This window comes from Burkholderia territorii (genome assembly GCF_902833055.1).
In the GTDB taxonomy this organism is placed as follows: Bacteria; Pseudomonadota; Gammaproteobacteria; order Burkholderiales; family Burkholderiaceae; genus Burkholderia; species Burkholderia territorii.
In genome coordinates, this window is sequence record NZ_CADFEJ010000005.1 from 22,078 (window position 1) to 33,323 (window position 11,246).

An 11,246-nucleotide genomic window follows, 5' to 3' on the forward strand; every position below is an offset into this window, starting at 1 on the left:
TACCGAACCACGTCGGACGTGGACGGCAACGCACGTGCATCATCGCCCGATCGGGAGCCCCGTCGGTTCGATCCACCCGAGCCGGTACGCGATCAGCAGCGACAGGAACAGCGTGATCGACAGCCCGACGCGCGCCGCGAGCGACCACGCCATGCGCTTGCTCCCACCGCGGTCATGGTTCATGAAATACAACGCGAAAACCAGGCTTCCGATAATCATGACGAAAGCCGCTGAAACCAGTGCAATCTTCATTGTTGACGTTCCTCCAGGCCGGAATCGACCTTCAGCAGTTCGGCCAGTCTTTGCCGCTCGACAGCGACGTCGGCGACACCCGACGCCGGCCAGTCCAGCGCCACGCCATTGCCCAGCGAATCGCGCACGAGCGTCTGGTAGCGCCGGTCGCTGATCCGGCCCTGCTCCATCGCTTCCGAGATTTCATGTCGAAACGGTAGCGGAAAGCTCGCGTATCCGCGCGACAACGCAGCATATTGGCGCGCATCGATCTCTTTCGACGAAGGCACGACAGCCCATATCACGACGGCCACGATGGCTGCGAAGGGAATCGCCGTGTAGCGGAGAACGAACTTGATCGGGGTCATGAGGTGGATAGCGAAGTGGCGGTGTAGTAATGGCGTCGTGGTAGCCACGCAGCGACGCGGTGACGACGCGTGCGGGCCGTGCGGCACCGGAAGCAGCCGGACGGACGGTCGCGCCGGAGCCGGCGCGGCCCGGCCACGCCCGGGCACGGACGGACAACTCCGGCCGACATTGTACTTAAAGCCCAATCTGGCTAACAGAGTATGATAATCTCGTTATCATATTTGCCATGTAATTCGAGCAACTCGTCACTCTGTCCGCGCCCCCGATCCGGGCGATTGAGCGAAGCCCTTGTGAAGCCCCTATGCCAGCGCAGTACTTTCGAAGCCTGACGGGAAAACACCGCAGCGCGACCGCGAACCGTCATCTCGGTTTTTCGCTGGCCTTCGTCGCCGGCGCGGCCAATGCAGGCGGCTTCCTCGCGGTCAAGCAATACACGTCGCACATGAGCGGCATCGTGTCGGCGATCGCCGACCAGACAGCGCTCGGCGACATCCCGCTCGCACTGGCCGGCATCAGTTCGCTGGCGTCGTTTCTGGTCGGCGCCAGTTGCTCGGCGATCCTCGTCAATTGGGGGCGCCGCCGCGGCCTGCAGAGCCAGTTCGTGCTGCCGCTCCTCGTCGAGGCCGTGCTGCTGCTCCTGTTCGGGCTGCTCGGCAGCCACCTCGCAATGTGGGAAACGTTCTTCGTGCCGGTGACGGTCACGCTGCTGTGCTTCATCATGGGATTGCAGAACGCAACGATCACGAAACTGTCGGGCGCGGAAATCCGCACGACGCACGTAACGGGCATCGTGACCGATCTCGGCATCGAGCTCGGCAAACTGTTCTACTGGAACCGGTCGGCCATCGACGTGGACGCGCATGCGGTGATCGCCAACCGTTCGAAACTGAGGATTCACGCGACGATGCTCGCGTCGTTCTTCGTCGGCGGGCTCGCGGGCGCGATCGGCTTCAAGCATGTCGGCTACGTGTCCACCGTGCCGCTCGCCGCCCTGCTCGTGATGCTCGCGGCCATGCCCGTCATCGACGATCTCTCCGCATGGTTCGAACGCCGGCGGTGAGCCCGCGCACGCGCCGGTACGGCGCCGAAGGCGAATGCATTATAATTTGATTAACATATCAACCGCCCTGCCACCTGATGGAAACGAAAACCGCCCGCCTGACTGTCCTGATCGATCCCGCCAAGAAAGAAGCATTCGAAATGCTCTGCGCCGAGCAGGATCTCACCCCGTCGCAAGTCGTGCGTCAGTTGATCCGCGAGTATCTCGACAAACACGGCGTCACCTACAAGACCAAGAGCGCGCTCGGCAAGCGGGTGAAGTAAGGGATCAGGTCATCGCGGTCGCCCCGCGCGGCCGTCACGCGCAGATTTCCCACCGGGGATGTTCGCGCGCGCGCCACACGAGCCGCGCGGAATCGATGCACTCCCCCGCCTTCATGCGCCGAGCGGTGGACGACAGCTTGAGCGCACCCGCCGAACCGAACCCGAGCGCGCGCTCGAGCAGGATGCGCAGCGACGGCAGCGGATTGCCGTTCTTCCACGCGAACGCGATGAAGTTGTTGTCGTCGCCGCACGGCACCAGCGTGAATGAATCGTCGAACACCGCGCGCAGTTGCTCGAGATGCCGCGGCAACGCCGGATCGTCGTCCATGAAATTGATCGCGAGCACGCCCGTTTCGCTCAGCCGCGCACGGCACGCGTAGAGAAACGCGGTGCCCGTGCAGCGGCCCGGCATGCCGTCGGCGACGAACGCGTCGTGCAGAATCACGTCCGCCTGCACGTCCGGCCTTTCGACGTAGTCGGCGCCGTCGGCGCAGACCACGGTGAAGCGCGCGTCGTCTTGCGGAATCCTGAACACGTCGCGCAACGCGATCACGTCCGGGTTGATCTCGATCGCGTCGATCGCCGTGTCGGGCAGGTGCCGATAGCAATACTTCGCCAGCGATCCGCCGCCGAGCCCGATCATGCAGATACGCGCGGGCGCCGGCTGCAACAGCAGGAAACCCATCATCACGCGCGTGTAGCCCAGTTCGAGCCTGACCGGATCCTTCAGCGACATGAAGCTCTGCGTGCCGAAGTGGTCGAAGTGCAGCGACACCGCATGCTTCGTCTCGAGCACGAACGGACGGCCGTCGTTCAACGGCGCCGCCAGGAATTGCAGGAACGCGTCATACGAAATTCGATCCTCGCTCATGCTCGACGTGCCCGGTTGATCGGAGTGTCGCTCGTACCGCGTGCGGTCATACCTTCTTCAGGTAGCAGGCCTTCAGCATGAAGCCACCCATGTCGGTCTTGCAATCGACTTCGTGATCGCCGCCGACGAGGCGAATGCTCTTCACCTTGGTGCCCATCTTCAGCGTGATCGACGAACCCTTCACGCGCAAATCCTTGATCAGCACGACCGAGTCGCCGTCCGACAGCACGTTGCCGTTCGCGTCCTTGACGACGTCGCCCGCCGGTTCGTCGCCCGCTTCGGCGCCGGCGCCAGCCGACCATTCATGGCCGCAGTCCGCGCACACGGTCAGCGTGCCATCCGGGTAGGTGTTTTCCATCGCGCATTGCGGGCAGGCGGGGGCGGCGTTCATTGCAGCTTCCATTCGTTCGGGGTTCGGGTCAATCGATAAAAAAATGCCGGGCACACGAAAACGTGACCCGGACCGCGCGCGGCACTGCCTCATCGACCCAGCGTCGGACAGCACGACACGCACACGACATTATAATGCAATTCACATAATTGCGTGACTGTATTATAATCGTCAACTTTCGATCATTCGCCGGACTTGATGGCGGTTTCGCTGAGGATGTCGACATGTTCGAGATGAATGATGCACCGGCGCCTGGCGCACAATGCCCGGCGTCCGATCGGGAAACCGCGGTCGGCGCGGTCCCGCCGTGCTGCCGGCCGGTCGTGGCACGCCCCTCCGACGACTTTCCCCGAGGCTGATTCGCACCGTGGCAACCGTCGTCTACGTTGAAATCGGCCCCGCATGGAACCGCGGCCGTGCGATCGCGTCGCGCGACGCGATCGTCGCGGCGGCACACCGCTTCGAAAGCGACATCCTGCTGCTCGCCAACGGGCTCAGCGGCAGCGCGAAGGATGCGACGGCCATCGCGGCGCTACGGATGCATGGCGGCACGTCGGCGCAGGTGCTCGCCACCGGCCCCGACGAGGACGCCGCGCTCCAGGCGCTGCTGCCGTTGCTGCAGGCGGGCTGACCCTGCGTCGCCCGATCCCACGGCCTCGTGCCGTTCACCCTGAATCACCACTCTCCGAGGAAGCGATGAACGACAACGTCATGTCCAACACCCCCAACCTGTCGGCCTCCGCGATCTGGGCGCTCGAGCGCCTCGCCGACGTGCGCTACGGTCGCGATGCGCCGGCGCTCGGCTGGTCGGTCGAGCAGGAACTCGTCGGCGCGGGCTTCGTCAGCCAGGCCGCGAACGGCCGATCCGGCGCGTCGATCACCGCGCACGGGCGCAATTTCCTGAAGAGCCGCAAGTAAAAACCCCCGGCACTGGCGCGATGCCGCCACGCGGCCGCGAGCCCGCGCCGGAACGTCGGGCGACGGCAAGCCGGACGATGCGGTCGCATTCCCCGCTGCAAACGGGGATTTGCGGCCGCGCCGCGCTTTCCGCGGTATCGTACGGGACCCAAACGGCGCACTGCGCCGCCGTCCATTTCTTCATGGAATGCCTGATGACACTCAGCGCGCTGCCGCCCGTCACGTCCCCGCCTGTTCTCGACACCCCTCGCCTTATTCTGGAAGGCCATCCGCTCGGCGACTTCGACGCGCTCGCGGCCATGTGGGCCGAGCCTACCGTCGTCGCGCACATCTTCAACGGCAAGCCGTCGACGCCGCGCGACGCGTGGATGCGGCTGCTCGCCTATCGCGGACTGTGGCCGCTGCTCGGCTACGGCTACTGGGCGATTCGCGAGAAGGCGTCGGGCCGCTACGTCGGCGATCTCGGTTTCGCCGATTTCCATCGCGCGGTCGAGCCGTCGATTCGCGGCGTGCCGGAGGCCGGCTGGGCGCTCGCGAGCTGGGCGCACGGCAAGGGCTATGCGAGCGAGGCGTTGTCGCATGCGCTCGGCTGGCTCGACATGCAGCACCGGTTCGAACGCAGCGTGTGCCTGATCGCCCCGACCAACGTCGCGTCGATCCGCGTCGCGCAGAAGGCCGGGTATGCCGATCCGGTGCCGGTTCGCTTCAACGACGCCGATTCGCTGCTGTTTTCGCGCGCGTGCCGGTAAGCGCGACCTCCCGCACTCGCCGCGTCGTCGCGGCTAAGGTGCGGGGAAGGTCTGCGGCGGCGGCGACGTGGCACCGACCGTAGCCGCGCCCGGCGCCGGGCCGCTCGTCTGCCAGCCGCCGCCCAGCGCCTTGTACAGCGCGACCAGATCGGTGGTCGTCTGCAACGCGCCCTGCACCGCCTGCTGCCGCCCCTCCGACCATTGCCGCTCGGCGTCGAGGACGTCGAGAAACGGCGACAACCCTTTCCGGTAACGATCGCGCGCGAGGTCCAGCGCGCCGCGCTCGGCCTTCACCGCATCGTCGAGCGCCGCCGCGCGCGTCTGGTCGGTGCGATAGACGGCCAGCGCATTGTCGACGTCGCGCAGTGCGACGAGCACCGCCTGCCGGTAGGCAAGCGCCGCTTCGGCCTGCCGCGCCTGCGACAGCCGCAGGTTCGACACCAGTTGCCCGCCCGAAAAAATCGGCAGCGACACGGCAGGCCCGAACGCATAGAACAGATGAGACCAGTGTGCGAGTTCGCGAACGTGCGACGCGCGCAGGCCGACCTGCCCAGTCAGCGAGATGTCCGGATAAAACTGCGCGACGGCGACGCCGACATCGGCGGTCGCAGCATGCAGATCGGCCTCCGCGCGGCGAATATCGGGCCGCCGGCGCGCGAGCGTCGACGGCAGTCCGACGGGCACGGCAGGCGGCACGGCCGGCAATGCGCGCGGCACGTCGAGCCAGTCGTCGAGCGCACCCGGCGGCCCTCCGACCAGATAAGCGAGGCCATTGCGCAGCAGTGCGATCTGCTGGTCGAACTGCGGCAGCTGCGCGCGGATCTGCGCGAGCCGCGCGTCGGCGCTGCGTACGTCGAGGTCGCTTGCAAGACCGTGCGCGGCCTGCTCGCGCGTGAGATCGAGCAAATCGCGTTGCGCGCGCTGGAGCTCGTCGGCGAGCGCGCGCTGCGCTTCGGCGCCGCGCAGCTGCAGATAGGTCTGCGCGACTTCGGCCTCGAGCGACAGCAGTGCGTCGTCACGGCTCGCGACCGCGGCGCTTGCCTGCGCGCCGGCCGATTCGACCGCGCGGCGCACGCGCCCGAACAGGTCGAGTTCCCACGATGCGTCGAATCCGGCCTGCCACAAGTTGACCGGCGCCTCGAGCGCATCGATCGCACCGCGAGCGCCCTGCTGCACGCTCGCGCCGGTGCCCGGCCCGTAGCGGTCGAGCGGCGAGCCCGGCGCGCCGAGCCGGTCCACGCGCTGGTCGATTCCCTGCTCCTCGATGATGCCTTTGAGGCCCAACTGCTCGCGCTGGTAGCTCGCGCTCGCGCGCACGTTGGGCAAGCCCTGCGCGGCGGCCGCGCGCACCTGCGCGCGTGCCTGCGCGATGCGCAGCACGGCGGCCTGCACGTCGAGGTTGTCGTGTGCGGCACGTTCGACGAGCCGGTCGAGCAGCGGGTCGCCGAACGCCCGCCACCAGCGTGGGTCGGGATCGGCACTGGTCACCGGCGACGACGGCGCGGCGGCACCGGGCGCCGATGCCGCCGATGCCGCAGCCGGCGCCTGCAGGTCATGCCAGTTCGCCGGCACTTCCGCCTGCGGCGGCTTGAAATCCGGCCCGACCGTGCAGCCCGCGAGCGCCATGCACACCGCAAGCGTCGCGGCGAGACCGCGTGCTTGCCGCGCATGCGTGCGGCGCGCGCCGCGTTGTGGATGCCGAGTCATCGTCAATGCCCTCCCGCGCCGCGTGCGGCCTTCACAGGCGAGAACAGGAACGTCAGCGGAATGCTGAACGCGCAGAACACCGCGAGGATCGCGAACACGTCGATATACGCGAGGATCGTCGCCTGCGAGATGAACGTCTCGTACAACCGGCCGGTGGCGGTCTGGAGCGCGGCCGGCGGCGGCGCGCCGGACAGCGCGCCGATCGTGCGGGCATTTTCTTGCAGCGCCTCCTGAAAGTTCTGCGACAGCGGCGACATGTGCGTGGACAGATGCGCGAGGCGCGCCTGCGTGCGCTCGCGGATCAGCGCGGTCGACACCGAGATGCCGATCGAGCCCGCGACGTTGCGGAACATCGTGAACAGCGCGGACGCGTCGTCGTTGAGCCGCTGCGGCACGGTCAGATACGCGAGCGTCGTGATCGGCACGAACATGAAGCCGATCGCGAGCGACTGCGCGCAGCGGATCATCACCAGGTGCTTGTAGTCGATGTCCGGCACCAGCATCCGCGAATAGATCAGCGCGCCCGCCAGCAGCACGAATCCGAAGCCGACCAGATAGCGCGTCTGCACGTGCGGCATCAGGCGGCTCACGATCGGGATTTCCATCGTGATCAGCAGCGCGCCGGGCGACAACACGAGGCCCGCGAGCGTGGCCGTGTAGCCGAGGTGCTGCTGCGCCAGCTGCGGCACGATCACCGCACTGCCGTACAGCACGGCCGCGAACGTCGCGATCGTCACGCAACCGAGTGCGAAGTTGCGGTCGCGCAGGCACGACAGGTCGACGACCGGTTTCCTCGTGTGCAGCAGCCACATCGTCGCGCCGATCAACCCGAGCGCGGACAGCGCGGCGAAGATGCGGATGAAGTTGGAGCCGAACCAGTCGGCGTCCTCGCCGCGATCGAGCATGACCTGCAGGCAGCCGAGCCCGATCGCGATCAGCCCGATGCCGATGTAGTCGACCGAGATTCCCCGCTGGGCGCCGCGCCGCCGCGGCGGATCCTCGACGAGCTGCATCACCGCGAGCACGGTCAGCGCGCCGATCGGCACGTTGAGCAGGAACACCCAGCGCCACGAGAAATGATCGGTGATCCAGCCGCCGAGCGTCGGCCCGAGCACCGGTGCGACGACGATCGCGATCGCCGAGATCGAGAACGCGCGGTTTCGCTGTTCGGGAGGAAACGTGTCGAGGATGATCGATTGCTGGTTCGGCTGCAGCCCGCCGCCGAACAGCCCCTGAAGCACGCGGAACACGATCAGTTCGCCGAGATTGGTCGCGACGCCGCACAGGAACGAGCAAACGGTGAACGCGGCGATGCACAGCACGAAGTATCGCTTGCGGCCGAGCAGGCGGCCCAGGAAGCCCGAAATCGGCAGCACGATCCCGTTCGCGACGAGATATGACGTGAGCGTCCAGGTCGCCTCGTCATAGCTCGCCGACATCGTGCCCGCGATATGCGGCAGCGCGACGTTCACGATCGTCGTGTCGAGCACCTCCATGAACGCGGCGAGCGTGACGACGATCGCGATGATCCACGGGTTCGCGGCCGGCCGCCATGCGCCGCTGCCGGACGATGCGTGCCGGTCGGGCGGCCGATTCATCGGCGCGCTCCGTGTGACGACGCGGGCTGACGGATGTCGGGCATCGGATCGCTCCGGTGATCGGTCATTTCAGATGCACGGTCGGTTCGACCGACAAGCCGAGACCGAGCGGCGGATTGTTCGGCAACGCGCCGTCGAGCACGATCTTGACGGGCACGCGCTGCACGATCTTCACGAAGTTGCCGGTCGCGTTCTCGGGCGGGAATGCGGAGAAACGCGCGCCGCTGCCGAGCTGGATGCTGTCGACGTGGCCGTGCAGGTCGAGATCGGGATATGCGTCGACCGACACGTCGACGCGATCGCCGATACGCATCCGTTCCAGTTGCGACTCCTTGAAGTTCGCGGTGATCCATACACGCGGGGTGACGATCGAGAAGATCGACGCGCCCGCCTGCAGGTAGGAACCCAGCTGCACGTTCCTGCGCGTGACCCAGCCGTCCGACGAGGCACGCAGTTCGCAGTACGACAGATTCAGGTTGGCCGTATCGAGTTGCGCACGCGCCTGCAGCACCTGCTGGCGACGCTCCTCGACGGCGGTTTCGGCCTGCCGGATCTGCTGCGGCACCAGGCTCGCGGTACGCGCCTGCGCCTGGGCCATCGCGACGTTCGCATCGGCGCTCGCACGCTGTGCGTCGGCCGCGTCGATCGCCTGCTGCGACGTCGCGCGCGCATCTACCGCGCGCTGCCGCTCCTGCGCGGCGAGCGCCTGACGGTACGCGGCTTCCGCCGACTCGATCTGCGCGCGCGCCTGCCGGTACTGCGCCGGATACTGCACGCGCGCGATGTCGAGCTGCACGCGCGCCGCGTCGAGCTGCGCCTGCGCGAGGCCGAGTTGCGCGCGTGCCGCATCGACCTGCGCGCGGTAGTCGCGCGGATCGATCTCGACGAGCACGTCGCCGCGATGCACGAACGTGTTATCGTCGACGGCGAGCCGTGTCACGTAGCCGGACACGTGCGGCGCGACGGCCACCGCGTTGCCGTCGGTGTACGCATCGTCGGTGCTTTCCTGATCGCGCGTCATGAGCCACCAAACGAGCCCCGCGATCAGCAGCACGAGCAACACCGCGCCGAGAATGATCAACGGCTTCTTGCCGGGCCGCTTGCGTTCGCCTTCGCCGTCGTCGCCATCGCCGCCCGTGCGGCCGCCGCGATCGTCGTGCGGATGGCCATCGCCTCCGCCACCGCCGGGCGCGTCGGTGTCGCGGTCGTCGTGGCGGCGTTGTCCGGTGCTGCCGCCGCTGCCGCTGTCGGCGCCGCCATCGCCCGCGCGGGCGACCGCCGTTGGCGGCGCAAGCCCGAGCGGCACGACGGCTGCGGGAAATGCCGGTTCCGCGCGTGCCGGGAAGAAGACGAAGTCGACGTTCCGCGCCTGCGCGCCGCGCCGCTCGGGCGTGAACGCGCGCGGGAGCGGCACGCGCCATCGCTCACGAACGGACAACGGGAACAGGGTCGCATCGGACATCGAAGATTCTCCCGGGCATGGACCGCGTGCGCCATTGCACGCGCCGGCCTCGGGCGGGCGAGCAAGCAAACGCCGCGCCCGGACGGCAGGTCGTCGCGCGAGTCGCGGCCGCATGCAGCGGCACGCACGATGCGCCGCGCATGCGCGCCCCCTCATCACGACAGGACACCGGCCCGATGACACGTTCCACTTCGCTCGACACCGATTCGCAAGGACAGGACCGCGGCGACAGCACCCCCGGCCCCGAAGGCAAGCGTCGCGGCACGGATACGCCGCCGCCGCGCAGCGCGCACGATCCGGCCGAAGGCAAGCAGCGGACGCCCGACGGCCGCGAACCGTCGCAGCGCTCCGACACGCCGCATCATCGCTCGTCGCGGGATGGCACGCCGACGAGCACGAGCCCGGCTCGCCGATAACGATCGCGTGGGTGCCCGGCAGAAATGACAACGCGTTGAAAAATCGCGGACGGGTGCATCGCATCCAGGCATCGCCGATGCGCGGCCGATACCCGCCTGCCGATGCACGCGGACGCAGCCCCGTTGCCCGCAGCGCGGCGCGGTGCGGACGGGATCGCGTATCCGCCACGCGCCACGCCGTCACTATGGGCGCGCGCCGTGCTCCGCCTGCGTCGCAGGTGCCGTCCACTTCTTCAACGGAGGATTCATGTTCATCCACAACACACGGCTTCAGTACACGGTGCGCGTCGGCGCGCCGAACCCCGGGCTCGCCAACCTGCTGCTCGAACAGTTCGGCGGACCGCAGGGCGAACTCGCGGCCGCGATGCGCTACTTCACGCAGGCGATTACCGAGGAAGATCCCGGCCGCAAGGACATGCTGCTCGACATCGCGACCGAGGAGCTGAGCCATCTCGAAGTCATCGGCTCGATGGCGGCGATGCTGAACCGCGGCGCGAAGGGCGAGCTCGCCGAAGCGGTCGACGAACAGGCCGAGCTCTATCGCAAGCTGCACGGCGCGGGCAACGACAGTCACGTGACGCAGCTGCTGTACGGCGCCGGTTCGCCGCTGACGAATTCGGGCGGCGTGCCGTGGTCCTCCGCATACATCGACACGATCGGCGAACCGACGGCCGACCTGCGCTCGAACATCGCGGCCGAAGCACGTGCGAAGATCATCTACGAGCGGCTGATCAACGTGACCGACGATCCGGGCATCCGCGACGCGCTCGGTTTCCTGATGACGCGCGAGGTGTCGCACCAGAAGTCGTTCGAGAAGGCGCTGTACGCGATCACCAACAACTTCCCGCCGGGCAAGCTGCCGCCGAAGGCGCCGTACGACCGCGTGTACTTCCGGATGCAGGACGGCGAGCCGGTGGCGGGCCCATGGAATCGGGGCGATTCGCTGTCGCTGCGGCGCGGCGAGCCAGCGGTCGACGGCGGCGACGGTGCCGCAAAGGGCGCGGTCGAGCCGCAGCAGTCGCAGGCGCTCGAAGCGATGGCGCGGCGACTCGCATCGGACCCGCGCTGCGATCCGGTAACGGGCGCCGAGCTGGGCGCTGGCGCACCGCGCGACAGCATCGCCGCGTCTCCGGGCAACACGCCGCCCGCCAAGCCTTGAACGCGCTTGCGCCGCGCACCGCGTCGCGCAAGGGCGCGGCGCGTGGCGCGGC

The 11,246-nt window shown here is 67.9% G+C and carries 14 protein-coding genes; 7 read left to right on the top strand and 7 right to left on the bottom strand.

The window, feature by feature from the left end; genetic code table 11:
• Window positions 1-39: 39 nt before the first annotated feature.
• On the bottom strand, window positions 40-252 hold the full coding sequence (locus HW466_RS12145; RefSeq protein ID WP_044843449.1) for a DUF2909 domain-containing protein: 213 nt from the start codon (window positions 250-252) through the stop codon (window positions 40-42).
• On the bottom strand, window positions 249-599 hold the full coding sequence (locus HW466_RS12150) for a hypothetical protein (protein WP_059452404.1): 351 nt from the start codon (window positions 597-599) through the stop codon (window positions 249-251). The genes HW466_RS12145 and HW466_RS12150 overlap by 4 nt, the downstream gene beginning before the upstream one ends.
• A gap of 302 nt (window positions 600-901) precedes the next feature.
• Between HW466_RS12150 and HW466_RS12155 the strand changes: the two genes are divergently transcribed.
• Entirely contained in the window at window positions 902-1,660 is a 759-nt protein-coding gene (locus tag HW466_RS12155) for a YoaK family protein (protein ID WP_059505042.1), read from the top strand.
• A 77-nt stretch (window positions 1,661-1,737) separates the two neighbouring features.
• The gene (locus HW466_RS12160; protein WP_059452402.1) at window positions 1,738-1,923 is read left to right on the top strand and encodes a ribbon-helix-helix protein, CopG family; all 186 of its coding nucleotides are present in this window, start codon (window positions 1,738-1,740) and stop codon (window positions 1,921-1,923) included.
• A gap of 34 nt (window positions 1,924-1,957) precedes the next feature.
• Here HW466_RS12160 and HW466_RS12165 read toward each other — a convergent pair whose 3' ends face one another.
• Window positions 1,958-2,794 (bottom strand): class I SAM-dependent methyltransferase, encoded by an 837-nt coding sequence (locus HW466_RS12165; RefSeq protein WP_151003638.1) that lies wholly within the window; start codon window positions 2,792-2,794, stop codon window positions 1,958-1,960.
• A gap of 46 nt (window positions 2,795-2,840) precedes the next feature.
• The gene (locus HW466_RS12170) at window positions 2,841-3,185 is read right to left on the bottom strand and encodes a zinc ribbon domain-containing protein YjdM (RefSeq protein ID WP_031401187.1); all 345 of its coding nucleotides are present in this window, start codon (window positions 3,183-3,185) and stop codon (window positions 2,841-2,843) included.
• 367 nt (window positions 3,186-3,552) lie between these two features.
• Here HW466_RS12170 and HW466_RS12175 point away from each other — a divergent pair, with 367 nt between their 5' ends.
• The 3 genes from HW466_RS12175 to HW466_RS12185 all read left to right on the top strand — a co-directional run bounded on the left by HW466_RS12175 (window position 3,553) and on the right by HW466_RS12185 (window position 4,852).
• Window positions 3,553-3,816 carry an HPr family phosphocarrier protein gene (locus HW466_RS12175; protein WP_059452400.1) on the top strand — a complete coding sequence of 88 codons (264 nt, stop codon included), beginning with the start codon at window positions 3,553-3,555 and terminating at the stop codon, window positions 3,814-3,816.
• Between the two features lie 65 nt (window positions 3,817-3,881).
• Window positions 3,882-4,103, top strand: coding sequence for a hypothetical protein (locus HW466_RS12180; RefSeq protein WP_059452399.1), 222 nt, complete (start codon window positions 3,882-3,884; stop codon window positions 4,101-4,103).
• A gap of 194 nt (window positions 4,104-4,297) precedes the next feature.
• Window positions 4,298-4,852 carry a GNAT family N-acetyltransferase gene (locus HW466_RS12185; protein ID WP_230939778.1) on the top strand — a complete coding sequence of 185 codons (555 nt, stop codon included), beginning with the start codon at window positions 4,298-4,300 and terminating at the stop codon, window positions 4,850-4,852.
• 33 nt (window positions 4,853-4,885) lie between these two features.
• Here the strand turns inward: HW466_RS12185 and HW466_RS12190 are convergent, their stop codons facing one another.
• The 3 genes from HW466_RS12190 to HW466_RS12200 all read right to left on the bottom strand — a co-directional run bounded on the left by HW466_RS12190 (window position 4,886) and on the right by HW466_RS12200 (window position 9,619).
• Window positions 4,886-6,559: an efflux transporter outer membrane subunit gene (locus tag HW466_RS12190; protein WP_174905796.1), complete on the bottom strand. Its 1,674-nt coding sequence runs from the start codon at window positions 6,557-6,559 to the stop codon at window positions 4,886-4,888.
• A 2-nt stretch (window positions 6,560-6,561) separates the two neighbouring features.
• On the bottom strand, window positions 6,562-8,157 hold the full coding sequence (locus HW466_RS12195; protein WP_151006749.1) for a DHA2 family efflux MFS transporter permease subunit: 1,596 nt from the start codon (window positions 8,155-8,157) through the stop codon (window positions 6,562-6,564).
• A gap of 64 nt (window positions 8,158-8,221) precedes the next feature.
• Complete coding sequence (locus tag HW466_RS12200; protein ID WP_059869026.1) at window positions 8,222-9,619, bottom strand: HlyD family secretion protein; 1,398 nt, start codon at window positions 9,617-9,619, stop codon at window positions 8,222-8,224.
• A gap of 176 nt (window positions 9,620-9,795) precedes the next feature.
• Here HW466_RS12200 and HW466_RS12205 point away from each other — a divergent pair, with 176 nt between their 5' ends.
• A complete protein-coding gene (locus tag HW466_RS12205) occupies window positions 9,796-10,035 on the top strand; it encodes a hypothetical protein (RefSeq protein ID WP_059848849.1) in 240 nt (79 codons plus the stop codon).
• A gap of 247 nt (window positions 10,036-10,282) precedes the next feature.
• Complete coding sequence (locus HW466_RS12210) at window positions 10,283-11,194, top strand: manganese catalase family protein (protein ID WP_059768816.1); 912 nt, start codon at window positions 10,283-10,285, stop codon at window positions 11,192-11,194.
• The last annotated feature ends 52 nt before the right edge of the window (window positions 11,195-11,246 follow it).

Coding starts and splice junctions, on each gene's coding strand:
- HW466_RS12145 (WP_044843449.1), bottom strand. CDS start 252: ATGAAGATTGCACTGGTTTCAGCGGCTTTCGTCATGATTATCGGAAGC.
- HW466_RS12150 (WP_059452404.1), bottom strand. CDS start 599: ATGACCCCGATCAAGTTCGTTCTCCGCTACACGGCGATTCCCTTCGCA.
- HW466_RS12155 (WP_059505042.1), top strand. CDS start 902: ATGCCAGCGCAGTACTTTCGAAGCCTGACGGGAAAACACCGCAGCGCG.
- HW466_RS12160 (WP_059452402.1), top strand. CDS start 1,738: ATGGAAACGAAAACCGCCCGCCTGACTGTCCTGATCGATCCCGCCAAG.
- HW466_RS12165 (WP_151003638.1), bottom strand. CDS start 2,794: ATGAGCGAGGATCGAATTTCGTATGACGCGTTCCTGCAATTCCTGGCG.
- HW466_RS12170 (WP_031401187.1), bottom strand. CDS start 3,185: ATGAACGCCGCCCCCGCCTGCCCGCAATGCGCGATGGAAAACACCTAC.
- HW466_RS12180 (WP_059452399.1), top strand. CDS start 3,882: ATGAACGACAACGTCATGTCCAACACCCCCAACCTGTCGGCCTCCGCG.
- HW466_RS12185 (WP_230939778.1), top strand. CDS start 4,298: ATGACACTCAGCGCGCTGCCGCCCGTCACGTCCCCGCCTGTTCTCGAC.
- HW466_RS12190 (WP_174905796.1), bottom strand. CDS start 6,559: ATGACTCGGCATCCACAACGCGGCGCGCGCCGCACGCATGCGCGGCAA.
- HW466_RS12195 (WP_151006749.1), bottom strand. CDS start 8,157: ATGAATCGGCCGCCCGACCGGCACGCATCGTCCGGCAGCGGCGCATGG.
- HW466_RS12200 (WP_059869026.1), bottom strand. CDS start 9,619: ATGTCCGATGCGACCCTGTTCCCGTTGTCCGTTCGTGAGCGATGGCGC.
- HW466_RS12205 (WP_059848849.1), top strand. CDS start 9,796: ATGACACGTTCCACTTCGCTCGACACCGATTCGCAAGGACAGGACCGC.
- HW466_RS12210 (WP_059768816.1), top strand. CDS start 10,283: ATGTTCATCCACAACACACGGCTTCAGTACACGGTGCGCGTCGGCGCG.